This is a genomic window from Rhizobium sp. LEGMi-198b (genome assembly GCF_054114205.1).
The window spans coordinates 1,043,324-1,057,349 of sequence record NZ_JBSYVH010000001.1; the positions used below are offsets into that span (position 1 = coordinate 1,043,324).

The 14,026-nt window shown below is 60.8% G+C and carries 14 protein-coding genes; all 14 read right to left on the bottom strand.

Annotated features, from left to right (window positions below; genetic code table 11):
- Nucleotides 1-2: 2 nt before the first annotated feature.
- On the bottom strand, nucleotides 3-509 hold the full coding sequence (ybeY, locus tag ACXHXG_RS05090) for an rRNA maturation RNase YbeY (RefSeq protein WP_457898631.1): 507 nt from the start codon (nucleotides 507-509) through the stop codon (nucleotides 3-5).
- Nucleotides 509-1,567, bottom strand: a complete 1,059-nt coding sequence (locus tag ACXHXG_RS05095; protein ID WP_104821838.1) for a PhoH family protein — start codon at nucleotides 1,565-1,567, stop codon at nucleotides 509-511. Before ACXHXG_RS05095 ends, ybeY begins: the two co-directional genes overlap by 1 nt.
- A 30-nt stretch (nucleotides 1,568-1,597) precedes the next feature.
- Entirely contained in the window at nucleotides 1,598-3,010 is a 1,413-nt protein-coding gene (gene miaB / locus ACXHXG_RS05100; protein ID WP_457898632.1) for a tRNA (N6-isopentenyl adenosine(37)-C2)-methylthiotransferase MiaB, read from the bottom strand.
- A 60-nt stretch (nucleotides 3,011-3,070) separates the two neighbouring features.
- Nucleotides 3,071-3,868 (bottom strand): lyso-ornithine lipid O-acyltransferase, encoded by a 798-nt coding sequence (olsA, locus tag ACXHXG_RS05105; protein WP_283048846.1) that lies wholly within the window; start codon nucleotides 3,866-3,868, stop codon nucleotides 3,071-3,073.
- Nucleotides 3,869-3,898: 30 nt separating this feature from the next.
- Complete coding sequence (locus ACXHXG_RS05110) at nucleotides 3,899-4,327, bottom strand: Fur family transcriptional regulator (protein ID WP_104821835.1); 429 nt, start codon at nucleotides 4,325-4,327, stop codon at nucleotides 3,899-3,901.
- Between the two features lie 38 nt (nucleotides 4,328-4,365).
- Nucleotides 4,366-4,860 (bottom strand): GNAT family N-acetyltransferase, encoded by a 495-nt coding sequence (locus ACXHXG_RS05115; RefSeq protein ID WP_283048844.1) that lies wholly within the window; start codon nucleotides 4,858-4,860, stop codon nucleotides 4,366-4,368.
- Nucleotides 4,861-4,862: 2 nt separating this feature from the next.
- A complete protein-coding gene (gene tsaB, locus ACXHXG_RS05120) occupies nucleotides 4,863-5,519 on the bottom strand; it encodes a tRNA (adenosine(37)-N6)-threonylcarbamoyltransferase complex dimerization subunit type 1 TsaB (protein ID WP_283048842.1) in 657 nt (218 codons plus the stop codon).
- 124 nt (nucleotides 5,520-5,643) lie between these two features.
- On the bottom strand, nucleotides 5,644-6,210 hold the full coding sequence (locus tag ACXHXG_RS05125; RefSeq protein WP_283048840.1) for a NifU family protein: 567 nt from the start codon (nucleotides 6,208-6,210) through the stop codon (nucleotides 5,644-5,646).
- A 133-nt stretch (nucleotides 6,211-6,343) separates the two neighbouring features.
- Entirely contained in the window at nucleotides 6,344-6,835 is a 492-nt protein-coding gene (locus ACXHXG_RS05130) for a universal stress protein (protein WP_104821831.1), read from the bottom strand.
- 67 nt (nucleotides 6,836-6,902) lie between these two features.
- Nucleotides 6,903-7,745 carry a PhzF family phenazine biosynthesis protein gene (locus ACXHXG_RS05135; RefSeq protein ID WP_457898633.1) on the bottom strand — a complete coding sequence of 281 codons (843 nt, stop codon included), beginning with the start codon at nucleotides 7,743-7,745 and terminating at the stop codon, nucleotides 6,903-6,905.
- A gap of 72 nt (nucleotides 7,746-7,817) precedes the next feature.
- A complete protein-coding gene (trpS, locus tag ACXHXG_RS05140) occupies nucleotides 7,818-8,882 on the bottom strand; it encodes a tryptophan--tRNA ligase (protein ID WP_457898634.1) in 1,065 nt (354 codons plus the stop codon).
- Nucleotides 8,883-8,993: 111 nt separating this feature from the next.
- Nucleotides 8,994-9,386: a VOC family protein gene (locus ACXHXG_RS05145; protein ID WP_457898635.1), complete on the bottom strand. Its 393-nt coding sequence runs from the start codon at nucleotides 9,384-9,386 to the stop codon at nucleotides 8,994-8,996.
- Between the two features lie 83 nt (nucleotides 9,387-9,469).
- Nucleotides 9,470-11,059, bottom strand: coding sequence for a murein biosynthesis integral membrane protein MurJ (murJ, locus tag ACXHXG_RS05150; protein ID WP_104821827.1), 1,590 nt, complete (start codon nucleotides 11,057-11,059; stop codon nucleotides 9,470-9,472).
- Complete coding sequence (locus ACXHXG_RS05155) at nucleotides 11,056-13,971, bottom strand: [protein-PII] uridylyltransferase (protein ID WP_457898636.1); 2,916 nt, start codon at nucleotides 13,969-13,971, stop codon at nucleotides 11,056-11,058. Before ACXHXG_RS05155 ends, murJ begins: the two co-directional genes overlap by 4 nt.
- Nucleotides 13,972-14,026 lie beyond the last annotated feature (55 nt).

The window sequence follows — 14,026 nt, forward strand, 5'->3', positions numbered from 1 at the left end:
AGTCAAATGGGGTCCTGCCCCGCATAGGGATCAGATAGGCCAAGCTCCGCCAAAATGCGAGTCTCCAGCCCCTCCATTATTTCGGCTTCGCTATTATTCATATGGTCGTAGCCGAAGAGATGCAAGAAACCATGCACCATCAAATGGGTCAGATGGTCATCAAAACTCTTTTCCAGCTCGACCGCCTCGCGCTCCACCGTCTCTTTGGCGATGATGATATCGCCGAGCATCGGGCCGGGTCTGCCGCCAGGCGCCAGCGGAAAAGCGGGGAACGACAGGACATTGGTCGCCTTGTCCTGCTCGCGCCATTCCGCATTGATCTCCCGGATCGAGGCATCGTCGGTGAAGACCAGCGACAATTCCGGCGCCATTTTCGGAAAAGGCTGCTTCTCGTATTTTTCGAGATAGGCCGCAGCCGCGCCCAACACGCGCTCGGCCAGGGCCTGCAATGCCTCTTCCGAGGGCCAGCCGCCCTCTTCGACGCTGATCTGTATGTCGAGATCGGCCATCAGATCTGCGGATCGGCCTCACCACCAGCGACGGGGGCGAGGTAGTTCGAGTCGTAAGCCCTGACGATGCGCGCCACCAAGGGATGACGGACGACGTCTGTGTCCTTGAAGCGCACGATGGTTATACCTTCGACGTCGTTCAGGAGCTGCAAGGCTTCCACCAGGCCGGATTTGACACCGCGCGGCAGGTCGATCTGGCTGGGGTCGCCGGTGATGATCATGCGCGAATTCTCACCGAGACGCGTCAGGAACATCTTCATCTGCATCGAGGTGGTATTCTGCGCCTCGTCGAGGATGACGGCGGCGTTGGCAAGCGTGCGACCACGCATGAAGGCGAGCGGAGCGATTTCGATGACGCCAGCGGTGATGGCGCGTTCGACCTTGTCGCCCGGCATCATGTCGTAGAGCGCATCATAGAGCGGGCGGAGATAGGGGTCGACCTTCTCCTTCATATCGCCGGGCAGGAAGCCAAGACGCTCGCCGGCTTCGACGGCCGGGCGCGACAGGATGATCTTCTCGACCGCGCCGCGCTCCAAAAGCTGAGCGGCGTGGGCAACGGCGAGATAGGTCTTGCCCGTACCGGCCGGACCGACGCCGAAAACCATCTCGGAACGGTCCATCGCCCTGATATAGGCGTCCTGCGTCGGCGTGCGCGCGATGATCGTCTTCTTGCGCGTCGAAATCTGCGCCATCGTCAGCTTGGCTTTTTTCTCCATCGTCGGCAGCGTCAGTTGGTCATCGGCGGCAACCGCCATGCGGATTGCTCCTTCCACGTCGGAGCGCTCCACATTCCCACCTTTCTGCAGCTTGTCATAGAGATAATCGAGCGTGCGGCGCGCCTGGTTGGTGGCCAGCACATCACCCGTGATAATGACGGAATTGCCGCGTGCGCGTGCGTCGATGCCCAGACGCTCTTCGAGCAGCTTCAAATTCTGATCGAACTGTCCGAAAAGTTCGCTGGCGAACCGATTGTTCTCGAACGTCAGGATGAAGTGATTGGCGTCGCTCGCGGTGCGTGGCTGGCGCGATGAAGAAGAAACCAATTCCTGTCCGTTCAAGCGGTCCGGCTCCTTTGCCTGGTCCGGAACCTAAAGCAACTCAGCAAAAAGGCTGTTCGTGCTGGTTCCGATGATTCGTACATTGATAATGTCACCGATTTGCGATGCTTTTGCATCAACATTCACAGATTGCAGCCAAGGAGATCGGCCGATCAACTGACCCGGCATGCGGCCCGGCTTTTCCAGCAGAATATCGACCACCTTGCCGACGCAGGCATCAGCGAAAGCGTGCTGCTGCTTCAAAAGCAGCGCCTGCAATCGTTCCAGTCGTTCCGCCTTGATCTCTTCCGGCACTTGGCCCTTCAATTCCGCACCCGGCGTTCCAGGGCGCGTCGAATATTTAAACGAGAAGGCTTGCGCATAGTTCACCTCCTCCACAAGACGAAGTGTATCCGCAAAATCCTGCTCTGTCTCCCCCGGGAAACCGACAATGAAATCACCCGAAAGGGCGATATCCGGCCGTGCCGCACGGATTTTTTCGATCAAAGCGAGATATTCCGCCGCCGTGTGCCGCCGATTCATCGCTTTGAGGATGCGGTCGGAACCGGATTGAACCGGCAGATGGAGATAGGGCATCAAGGTGCGCAAATCGCGATGGGCCGCAATCAACCGGTCGTCCATGTCGCGCGGATGGCTGGTGGTATAGCGCAGCCGGGCAAGGCCCGGGATTTCAGCCAGCCGGTAAAGCAGATCGCCAAGGCTCCAGGCTTCACCCTTCGGCCCGGTTCCGTGCCAGGCATTGACATTCTGGCCAAGCAGCGTGATTTCGCGCACTCCGCCATCCACAAGTTTTTGCGCTTCCTCGACGATCTGAGCGACCGGACGGGAGACTTCGGAGCCGCGCGTATAGGGAACGACGCAGAAGGTGCAGAACTTATCGCAGCCCTCCTGCACGGTCAGAAAGGCGGTGACACCTCGGGCGCGAATTTTGGTGCTCTCGGCGATCGGCAGATGTTCGAACTTGTCTTCGATCGCATATTCCGTATCGACCACGCGCTCGCCTTCCTTGGCGCGGCGCAGCGCGTCCGGCAGGCGATGATAGGTCTGCGGGCCGATGACGACGTCGACAGCGGGCGCGCGGCGGAGGATTTCCTCGCCCTCGGCCTGGGCGACGCAGCCGGTGACGCCGATCATCATGTCGCGGCCATCGGCGGCCTTGCGCTTCTTCATCTCGCGCAGGCGCCCGAGTGCCGAATAAACCTTTTCAGCTGCCTTCTCGCGGATGTGGCAAGTGTTCAGCAGGACGAGATCGGCTTCTTCCATGTCCTCGGTCGGCTCATAGCCATCACGGGCGAGCGCATCGCTCATCCGTGTCGAGTCGTAGACATTCATCTGGCAGCCGTAGGTCTTGATGAAAACCTTACGGCTGTTGGAGCCATCGCGCATCCCAATCTCTAAAACATTGGGCTGCGGGGCGTCGAGAAGTGCACTGTCCTTGGTCATGGCCGCTATGTAGTGGCTTTTGCTTCCTGAGAAAATGAAAAAGTTAAAATCGCCGGAATATCAGGCGATCTCGCGGCCGAGCAGCCGGCTCGCCAGCATGGTGCGGATGCGCCGCGCCACGGTGGCGCTGACCTCCTTCCGGTTGGTATCGGCACGATAATCCACCGCCTCGCCAAAGCAGACATCGACATCGATGGCCCCGCAGGCAAAGATGCCCTTCAGATGCGGCACCAGCTCGATATCACCGGGCCAAGCCGCGATAGGGCGATAATAACGGCCCATGGCGACGCCGTGGACACGGGTGTAGGCGACCGCGACCGGCTGGACGTGAACGACGGCATCCGGCGTCTTCGGCAAAGCGGCGGCGGCGGCGCCGAACAAGGAGGATTTGACCTCAAGCAGACGGTTGCCGTCCGAGGTCGTGCCTTCCGGAAACAGCACCATGATCTCGCCATCGGCCATGCGCTCGGCGATCTCGCTCACTTGGTCGCCGGTCTTGCGCTTCTGCTCGCGTTCGATGAACACGCTCTTCTGCCATTGGGCGAAGAGTCCGAAGATCGGCCAGTCCCGCACTTCCGATTTTGCGATGAAGGCGACGTCGGCAACTGCGGAAAGCACCAGAATATCGAGCCAGGAAGCGTGGTTCGCAGCCAGCATCAGCGGCCGGCGACGCTCAAGCTCTCCGACAATGTGGATGCGGACGCCAAGGCAATGGCAAATGATGCGATGCCAGTAGCGCGGCAGATAGCGTCTGAGCTTCCAGTCGAAGCGCAGGCAAAGAATCTGCAGCGGCAGCAGGACGAGGCTGACAACGCAGATGACGAAGACGGCACAGCCGACGCGCAGCCAGGTTATCAAATCATCCGCTCCCGCACGACCGCCGCCACTTCAGCGTTCGTCCTTGTTCAGCGGAATACCGTAGAGCTCCAGCCGATGGTCGACGAGCTTGAAACCGTGTTCGCGGGCAATGCGCTCCTGCAGTGCCTCGATCTCCGGCGAGTGGAATTCGATCACTTCGCCGCTCTTCAGGTCGATCAGGTGATCGTGATGCTCTTCCGGCACGGTCTCGTAACGCGAACGCCCGTCACGGAAGTCATGGCGCTCGATGATGCCAGCATCCTCGAAAAGCTTTACGGTGCGATAAACCGTCGAAATCGAGATCTTCGCATCCACCTTCACGGAGCGGCGGTGCAGCTCTTCGACATCGGGATGATCTTCCGAACTCTCGATGATGCGCGCAATGACCCGCCGTTGCTCCGTCATGCGCATGCCGCGCTCGGCGCAAAGCTCCTCAAGGGATTTTACGGGATCGGTCATTGAATACGGTCTTCGGTCTATTCGTCTAGGACAACGGACTAGCGAAGAACACGGCGCATGACAAGCGCCGTCGATTTCGCGCCGTTTTCGTCGACATAATAGGCCTTGCGTTCGCCGACCGTTTCGAAACCGAGCTTGCGGTAGAGACCGAGCGCCGGCTGATTGCCGCCATCGACCTCCAGGAACATGGTTTCGCCGCCGCGGTTGCGCGCCTCGCGCAACGCCGCCTGCATCAGCCGCCAGCCGAGGCCGGAGCGGCCAAGTTTGGCGTTGACGGCAACTGTCAGGATTTCCGCTTCACCCGCCGCCTGCCGCGCCAGAACGAAGCCGGGAAGCGGCTTTTTCAGGATGGCGTTGGTCTGGCGCGCGACAAAGCCGAAGGTCGTGTCCTGCGACAGGAGATTTTGAAACTCGCTATCGTCCCAAACCCGCGAAAAACGTTCGCCGTGCAGCGCCGCCACCTCGGCACAATCCTGCAACTGCATCGGAACGATCTCGTATTCGGCTTTCAGGGTGAGATAGGATTCCAGCATGATTATACCCTGGCGACTGCGTACCCTGCCTGCGGTCTGGCGTCGGGTCCGCGAAGATAAAGCGGCTTCGGCTTTTCGCTGACAGGTTTGGCAGCGCCCAGCCGGGCGACGGTGGCAATCGGAAAAGCATCCGGCCGCGCCGCCGGCGGAGAGTCGCTGAGCCGGGCAACAGCCGAGCCGGTGACGACACCGTCGAAAGCATCTGATATCGCACGCGCTTCATCGATCGTCACGGCGCGCGCCTCATCCAGCGGATGGCCATCGGCATCGAAGGACTGGAGATAGATCTCCTCGCGCTTGGCGTCGATTGCGGCCAGAACCGATTTACCCGGATTCGTTTCCCGAGCGGCGGCGGCCATGACCTCGAGGGTCGTGACGCCAACGGCGGGAATGTTCAGGGAAAGCGCGAAACCGCGGGCGGCTGCAACGCCAATGCGGATGCCGGTGAACGAGCCGGGACCGACGGTCACGACCACACGCTCCACTGCCGCGAGCGCTATATCGGCTTCAGCCAGCGCCCGGTCGACAACATCCATCAAATGTTCGGCATGCCCTCGCCCGATCGTTTCCGTGACCTCCCCAATCACAGAATCACTGCCGCTATCATACACAGCGGCAGCGCAATCCACACCTGCCGTGTCGAGCGCCAGTACGATCATCACAATTTTTCCGAAAAGGCCAAACTTGAAGTGCAGTGAATCAGCTTCAAACCGTCACTGCACTCCAAAATCTGTTTTTGCACAATCTTATCCACAAACCGCTGCGCATGTTTGGGGACCATGCTTAGACGGCTTCGACTTCCTGCACTTCCGGGACGAAATGGCGCAGCAGATTCTGTATGCCATGCTTCAACGTCGCGGTAGACGACGGGCAACCGGAGCAGGATCCCTTCATGTTGAGGTAGACCTTGCCGTCACGAAAGCCGCGGAAGGTAATATCGCCGCCATCCTGGGCAACAGCCGGACGAACGCGGGTCTCGAGCAATTCCTTGATGGTCAGCACGATCGACTCGTCGCCTTCGTCGAAGAACTCACCGCCGGCGTCCTGTGCTTCGGAAAGAACCGAGCTTTCGCCCATGACCGGCTTGCCGGACATGAAATGCTCCATGATCGAACCGAGGATCGCGGGCTTCAGATGCTGCCATTCCTGGTTCTCCTTGGAGACGGAGATGAAGTCGTAGCCGAAATAGACGCCGCTAACGCCGGGTACATCGAAGATGCGAGCAGCGAGCGGCGAGGCTTCCGCTTCTTCGGCGTTGCGGAATTCGGCCGTGCCGCTTTCCATCACCACCTTGCCCGGCAGGAACTTCAGAGTTGCGGGGTTCGGCGTCGCTTCGGTCTGAATGAACATCTTGATCTCCATGCGGCGAGACCGAAGCCCCGTACCACGTCTGTCGTGTCCGACTTTAGAATATTTCAAAAGAAAATAGGCTTTTTGGCCGCGCTATTCAAGAGACTGATTCTCAAGAATTAGGCCCAAAAACTTAGCTCAGCGCGTCGATTTCCTCGTTCGTCAGCGTATCGGGCAGCACCGTCACGGGGATCGGAAAGGCCGCGGCACGCCCGGCGATCGAAGACACCAGCGGTCCCGGCCCTTCCTTGGCCGAACCAGCGGCGAGAACGAGCAACGCGATGTCCCGGTCTTCCTCGATCACCGCATTGATCTGCTCGGCGGCCGCCCCTTCGCGAATGACGATCTCCGGATCGATGCCGATATTTTCACGCACGATCTGCGCCGCCTTGGCCGTTGCCGCCTCGGCCTCCTCGCGCGCTTCGGCCCGCATGATCTCCTCGACGCCCAGCCACTGCTGGAAATCGCCTTCGGGGATCACAAAGAGGAGCACAAGGCCGCCGTTGGAATTCTTGGCGCGCCGGCCGGCGTAATGGACGGCACGCTGGCATTCAGGGGTGCCGTCGATGACCGCCATGAACTTGCGGCGGTGACCTTCGAGCCGTGAGAGACGTTTTGATACCATGGGCCAAGTCTGACATCGAAATCCGTGCCATGGCAAGCCCCGTTTTGAACCCGGTGACGGTTGCCGCTTAGCTGGCTTTTGGGTCCATAAGCCTCGCCTCACCTGATACTCGGATGGAGCTTCCAACTGCGGCCGGGATATCGGCACGCAGGCGAGAACGCATTCCCATATCCTCACCCTGGATGATGTCGATGGCCCCGCCATGCGGCCAGGCAATGTCGCGCAGATATCCAGCGAGGGCTGCGGTTGCAGCGCCGGTCGCAGGGTCTTCATAGACCCCGCCCGACGCGAAGGCATTGCGGGTATGGAAGAGTTGCGGCGTTTCGGCGTAGGCGAGCAGGATCGTGATCCAACCTTCGCGGATCATCAAAGCGCGCCCCGCATCGAGATCGTAGGTCATTGCGGCAAGCGCCCCGCGGGATTTCAGGGCCAGCATGAAGTGATCGGCACCACCATGAATAAGCGCGGGTGGAATGGCCGGGTTCAGATCGTCAGTCGAATATCCGAACAGCGCCAGCACCTCCGACAGCAATTCAGGCGTCGGCGCCTTGCTTCGCGTGGGCGGCGATTGCAGGGCCGCCGTGAGGACGCCACCATTTCGGTGCCCCTCGACAGTGATATTGGCCTGATTGAGCGCGAGCGCAAAAATCCCGTCGCCCTCCCGCAACGCAAGGGCCGCTCCAAGGGCGATCGTCGCGTGACCGCAGAATGGAACTTCCGATTCTGGAGAGAAATAACGCACCCTCCAGCCCTGCCCTTCCGGGCAGGCGAAAGCGGTCTCAGAGAAACCGACGTCGGCTGCGATGCGCTGCATCTCAGCGGCATCGGGCAGGACATCGGCAATCAAGACGCCGGCGGGATTGCCGCCGGCTCCGTCTTCCGAAAAGGAGGCAATCCGCAAGATAGTCAAGGCCGGCCCATCCGTTCGCTAATCTTGGCGCGCCGCAGCGGCCGCGCGCCAACCGATAAGAGACCAAAAGCCTCAGTAGATAAAGCCGATGACGTCGCGGACCTGCTTCATCGTCACTTCGGCGCGGGCTCTCGCACGGTTGCCGCCGTCGCGCAGGATAGCATCGATATGGCCGGGATCGGCCATCAGGCGGCGCATTTCGCTGGTGATCGGCGAGAGCACATGTACGGCAAGATCGACCAGCGCCGGCTTGAAGACGGAGAACTGCTGGCCGCCGAATTCCGACAGAATGTCCGCCTTCGACCTGTCAGCAAGGGCTGCATAGATGCCGACGAGATTGTCGGCTTCCGGGCGGCCCGCGAGGCCTGCAATTTCGCTCGGCAAGCCATCCGGATCAGTCTTGGCCTTGCGGATCTTCTTCGAGATATTTTCTTCGTCGTCGAGAAGATTGATGCGCGACAGGTCGGACGCATCCGATTTCGACATCTTCTTGGTGCCGTCGCGCAGCGACATGACGCGCGGCGCCGGGCCATCGATCAGCGGCTCGACCATCGGGAAATAGGCATGCACCGGTTCGTCACCGACAGTGATGTCAATGCCGTAGCCTGAGCGGCGGATATGCTCCATGTAGTCCAGATTGAACTTCATGGCGATGTCGCGGGTCAGTTCCAGATGCTGCTTCTGGTCGTCGCCGACCGGCACGTGCGTCGCGCGGTAGACGAGAATGTCGGCCGCCATCAGGCTCGGATAGGCATAGAGGCCGAGGGAGGCCTGCTCGCGGTCCTTGCCGGCCTTGTCCTTGAACTGCGTCATGCGGTTCATCCAGCCGATGCGGGCGACGCAGTTGAAGATCCAGGCAAGCTCGGCATGCTGCGGCACGGCGGACTGGTTGAAGACGATATGCTTTTCCGGGTCGATGCCGGCGGCAAGGAAGGCGGCGGTGATCGAACGGATCTGGCCCGGCATGTCCTCATGCACGAGTTGGGCCGTCAACGCATGCATGTCGACGACGCAGTAGATGCAGTCGTTGTTGGCCTGCAGGGCCACGAACTTGCGGATTGCGCCGAGATAGTTGCCGAGATGGAGATTGCCGGTCGGCTGGACGCCGGAGAATACGAGCGGCTTGAATTCGGTCATGTCGTCCTCAAAAGGCTTGTGGAGGGCCCGGGCGAGCGGCGCTCGACCCTTGGTTTCGAGCGGCTTATGCACGGCAGAAAGGCGGGGATCAAGAGGATATCTGGCAGAGTCTCAGGAAGAATGCTGGATCAGATCCCAGGTGTTGCCATAGGGATCGGCAAAGACCGCCACCGTGCCATAGACCTCGCGGCGCGGCTCCTCCAGAAAGCGCACGCCCTTTTCCTTCATCGCGTCATAATCGCGCGCGAAGTCGTCCGTCTTCAAGAAGAAGCCGACGCGGCCGCCGGTCTGGTTGCCGACTGCGGCACGCTGCGTTTCGTCGGCGGCCTGGGCCAGTAGCAGTGCGGCGCCCTCTCCGCCTTTTGGCTTGACGACGACCCAGCGCTTGCCCTCCGGCTGCACCTCGTCCTGCAGGCAATCGAAGCCGAGCGCATCGCAATAGAAAGCCTTGGCGCGATCGTAGTCGTCGATGACGAGGGTGACGAGAAAGAGGGATTGGGGCATGAGAAAGCTCCGCATCTGGCAAAATCGTCCCCTCGCCCCGCTTGCGGGAAGGGGTCGGGGTAAAGGAGTTTGATACTCCCCGTTCACGACCTCCGCGTCCGAAACGGCTCCGCCGGCTTGCGCTTCAAATTGCGGCGCACCATGCCCAAATCCACGCCGCCGATCAGGAAGGCGACAACGAAATACACCACCATCGCAATCAATATGAGCAAGCCCAGGACGCCGATCTTGGTGAGCAGCGTCGAGCTGGACCCCAGAAGCGGCTCCCAGCGATGAGACAAATATACGATGACGCCACCCATGACGGCGGAAGAGACGAGCAGCATGACGGTGCGGCGCGCCAGCGACCATTCCCAGGCGAGATGTCCGCGACGATAGAGCGTGACGAAGAGCTGCACAGCGTTCAGCCATCCGGCAACCGCCTCGGCGAGTGCAATGCCGCGTTCGGCCAGCACCGGGAAAAGCAGGATGGACAGCGCCGAATTGACGAAGACGGCGACCGCCGTGTAGCGCATCGGCGATTTCGTATCTTCGCGGGCGTAAAAGCCCGGCTGCAGCGCCTTGATCAGCACGAAAGCCGGCAGGCCCAGGCCGAAGATGGCGAGGATGGAGCCGACCAGCGTCGTATTGTTCGGGTTAAAGGCGCCGCGCTCGTAAAGCACGCGGATGATATCGTCGGAGAGAAGCCAGAGGGCGACAGCGGCCGGCAGGGTCAGGAACAGCACGAATTCGATCGAGCGGTTCTGGATATTGGCGGCTTCCTTAAGGTGGCCTGACTTCAGCGAACGGGCCAGTTCCGGCAGAAGCACGATTCCGACGGCAACGCCGACGACGCCGAGCGGCAGCTGGTAGATGCGGTCTGCATATTGCAGGGCGGCGATCGCGCCTTCCTTGCCCGAGGCGATCGCCTGCCCGATCACCAGGTTGATCTGGGTGACGCCGCCGGTGATGGCCGCCGGGATGGCAAGAAGCAGGAGCCGCTTGACATTGGGCGTGAAGCGCGGAAAGCGCAGGCCGATATTGATGCCGGCATGGCGCACGCCGATATAGACGACACCCAGCTGCAGCACGCCTGCCACCAGCACCGACCAGGACAGGTACCAGGCGGTAGCCAGCGGATCGGCGCCGAAATAGATCGAGTAGAACAGCGCGCTGATCATCACCAGGTTGAGGAAGATCGGAGCCACGGCGGCGGCGAAGAAACGATGCAGCGAATTCAGCATGCCGCTCATCATCGCCGTCAGCGACATCGACATGAGATAGGGAAACATCACGGCGGCCAAGCGGACCGTCAGGTCGAATTTCTCGGCATCGTCGGCGAAACCAGGCGCGATGACCCAACGCACCAGGAGCGGCATGGACAGTTCCATGACGATGGTGATCAGCAGCAGCACCGAAAACAGGACGCCGAAGACTTCCTCGGAAAAACGCTTGGCGCCCTCGATGCCGTTCGCCTCGATCTCCTTGGCGAAGAGCGGCACGAAGGCAGCGTTGAAGGCGCCTTCCGCAAAAAGGCGGCGGAACAGGTTCGGAAAGCGAAAAGCGGCATAAAACACGTCAGCCATCGGCCCCGTGCCGAGAGCGGCCGCCATCAGCGTTTCGCGGGCGAAGCCGAAGATGCGGCTGCCAAGCGTCGCGCCGCCGACGGTGATGAATTTCTTGACGAGGCTCATGCGGCTGAACCGGCTTTCTTTTCAGGATCGAGCTTTTCAACAGCGGACGAACGCGTGGCAGCGGGCGCGATAATACCGGACGGCATGCGCTCGCGTACCTCATCCTCTTCGCCAGCCATCACCGCCTTCAGACGCGCGGTGATGTTGGCTCGCTTGTTTTCGTTAGAGATTTTCTGTCCGACGAGGTCGGTCACGTAGAAGGTATCGATGACCTTTTCGCCGAAGGTGGTGATGCGCGCCGACTGGATGTCGAGCGACAGGTCTGAGAGAACCGCAGTGATTTCCGACAGGAGACCGGTGCGGTCGAGGCATTCCACTTCGATGACGGTGAACTTGTTCGACAGGCTGTTGGAGATCGTCACCGATGGCGGGATGACGAAAGCCTTGTTCTTTCGGCGGTTCTTGGTGCGGGTGGCGATGACTTCCGGCAGGCGCTTCCGGCCGGCGAGCACGTCCTCGATCATCTTGCCGATGGTACCGGCGCGCCGTAGCTCGTCCGCGTCGTCGGGGAATTCGCGGCTGACATGGATGGTGTCGAGCGCACGACCATCAGACGTCGTGAAAATCTGCGCATCGGCGATATTGGCGCCCGCGGCGGCGCAGGCGCCGGCGATCACCGTCAGAAGGCGCGGATGGTCCGGCGAGAGCACGGTGATTTCGGTGATGGCATGGAAACTGTCGGTGCGCACCATGGTCGCCAGGACCTGGCCGGATTTGTCGGTCTGGCGAATGAACTGCGTATGGCGGATCTGATCTTCCAGCGGCACGGAGAGAAGGTAGGGCTGGTAGTGCAGTTTGACGTAGGCCTTGCGGTCCTTCTGGCTCCAGTCCTCCAGCGCCTTTTCGAGCGCTTTGGCGGCGTCTTCCGCCCGCTCCTTTCGCGATACTTCCGAGAAACCGCCGGCGAGCAGCAGTTCGGTCTCGTAGTAGAGCGTACGCAGAAGCTGGCCCTTCCAGCCGTTCCATACGCCGGGACCAACGGCGCGGATGTCGCACACGGTCAAGATCAGCAGCATCTTCAGCCGGTCGAGCGACTGCACCCGGTCGGCAAAATCGATGATGGTCTTGCGGTCGGTCAGGTCGCGAGTCTGGGCGACCATCGACATGGTCAGGTGCTCGGCGATCAGCCACACCACCAGCTCCGTCTGCTTCGGCGTCAGGCCGAAACGCGGGCAAAGCTTGCGCGCCACCTTGGCGCCGGCCTCGGAGTGGTCTTCCTCGCGGCCCTTGGCAATGTCGTGCAGGAGAACGGCGACATAAAGCGCATCGCGGTCCTCGATGGTGCGTATCAGCTTGTTGGTCAGCGGATGGATATCTTCCGCATTGCCCTTGTCGATCTCAGACAGCACCTCGACGGCGCGGATCAGATGCTCGTCCACCGTATAGTGGTGATACATGTTGAACTGCATCATCGAGACGATCTTGCCGAATTCCGGGATGAAGCGGCCGAGCACGCCGGCCTCGTTCATGCGGCGCAGAATCAGCGCCGGATCGCGCTTGGAGGTCAGGATCGCCAGGAACAGGCGATTGGCCTCTTCGTTTTCGCGCAGGTCGTTGTCGATCAGGCCCAGCGAACGGGTGACGCGCTTCAGCGCGTCAGGATGAAACTCCAGTCCATGGATATCGGCAACGAAGAACAGCCGGATCAGGCTCACCGGATCGCGCTTGAAAACATCGGGATTGGCCAGCGCGATGCGGCCGCGATCCTCGACGAACTCGAGCGAACCGGGGATCTTGCGCGAGCGATGGGCAAAGCGGCTGATGACGCCGGTCAGGCCCGGCGTCGCCTTGGCCTGCTGCTCCTCCAGCGCTGCGCAGAGGATGCGAGTGAGATCGCCGACATCCTTGGCGACGAGGAAGTAGTGCTTCATGAAGCGTTCGACTGCGGAAAGACCGGGACGGGCATGATAGCCAAGCGCTTCGGCAATCTCGCGCTGGATGTCGAAGGAGAGCCGCTCCTCCGCCTTGCCGGTCAGGAAGTGCATATGGCAGCGCACGGCCCAGAGGAAATCCTCAGCCTTCTGGAAAAGGCGGTATTCCTGCTTCGAGAGCACGGCAAGCTTCACAAGATCGGCCGGATCGCGGACGTGATAGTAATATTTCGAAATCCAGAACAGCGTATGCAGGTCGCGGAGACCGCCCTTGCCTTCCTTGACGTTGGGCTCGACCAGATAGCGGGTATCACCGGCCTTGCGATGACGCTCATCGCGCTCGGCAAGCTTGGCAGCAATGAATTCAGGCCCGGTGTTGGTGACGATTTCCTTGTCGAAACGCGTTTCCAGTTCGCGCGCCAGGGGTTCGCTGCCGCAGATATAGCGCGTTTCGAGAATGGCGGTGCGCACCGTCATGTCGGATTTTGCCTGGCGCATGCATTCTTCGACGGTGCGGGTGGCGTGGCCGACCTTAAAGCCCATGTCCCATAGCATATAGAGAATGAACTCGACCGCCTTGTGCGTCTCGTCCTCGGGCTTCGGCTGGAAGAGGAAGAGAAGGTCTATGTCCGAGCCGGGTGCGAGCGTGTCGCGGCCGTAGCCGCCGACAGCCGTGATCGCGAAGCTGCCTTTCTGCTTCGGATGGACGTGGCTGACCGTGAAATCATAGAGAACGGTGATGATCTGATCCTGCAGCCAGGAAATGCGGTGGGCGCAATTGAGCCCGCTACCGTCCTCCGAAAGCAGGAGGCGCACCTTTTCGCGGCCTTCCAGGCTGGCCTTTTTCAACAGGGCGAGAAGGGCGGAGCGCTCGTCCTTCTTGTCCTCATGGCGCTTGGCGAGGGTCTCGCATTCCGCCCTCAGCGCGGAGACGTCGAGAATGACGGGAAAATCGATGTCATGCATTACCATGCTCGGCCGACCGGGATCCTGTTCGTTGACCGCGGCCCATTGGCGGCGCGCCTGTCTTTTCGTCTGCATGCGCTATAGCCTCTTTGCCCGGCGATTGACACAGGCATTCTACGCCCGAATCCTC

Bases quoted from the DNA above. Each gene is read 5' to 3' on its own strand.
- ACXHXG_RS05115 (WP_283048844.1), bottom strand. From the start codon at position 4,860: ATGCTGGAATCCTATCTCACCCTGAAAGCCGAATACGAGATCGTTCCG.
- ACXHXG_RS05155 (WP_457898636.1), bottom strand. From the start codon at position 13,971: ATGCAGACGAAAAGACAGGCGCGCCGCCAATGGGCCGCGGTCAACGAA.
- trpS (WP_457898634.1), bottom strand. From the start codon at position 8,882: ATGACCGAATTCAAGCCGCTCGTATTCTCCGGCGTCCAGCCGACCGGC.
- ACXHXG_RS05110 (WP_104821835.1), bottom strand. From the start codon at position 4,327: ATGACCGATCCCGTAAAATCCCTTGAGGAGCTTTGCGCCGAGCGCGGC.
- murJ (WP_104821827.1), bottom strand. From the start codon at position 11,059: ATGAGCCTCGTCAAGAAATTCATCACCGTCGGCGGCGCGACGCTTGGC.
- ACXHXG_RS05130 (WP_104821831.1), bottom strand. From the start codon at position 6,835: ATGGTATCAAAACGTCTCTCACGGCTCGAAGGTCACCGCCGCAAGTTC.
- ACXHXG_RS05145 (WP_457898635.1), bottom strand. From the start codon at position 9,386: ATGCCCCAATCCCTCTTTCTCGTCACCCTCGTCATCGACGACTACGAT.
- tsaB (WP_283048842.1), bottom strand. From the start codon at position 5,519: ATGATCGTACTGGCGCTCGACACGGCAGGTGTGGATTGCGCTGCCGCT.
- ybeY (WP_457898631.1), bottom strand. From the start codon at position 509: ATGGCCGATCTCGACATACAGATCAGCGTCGAAGAGGGCGGCTGGCCC.
- ACXHXG_RS05125 (WP_283048840.1), bottom strand. From the start codon at position 6,210: ATGTTCATTCAGACCGAAGCGACGCCGAACCCCGCAACTCTGAAGTTC.
- miaB (WP_457898632.1), bottom strand. From the start codon at position 3,010: ATGACCAAGGACAGTGCACTTCTCGACGCCCCGCAGCCCAATGTTTTA.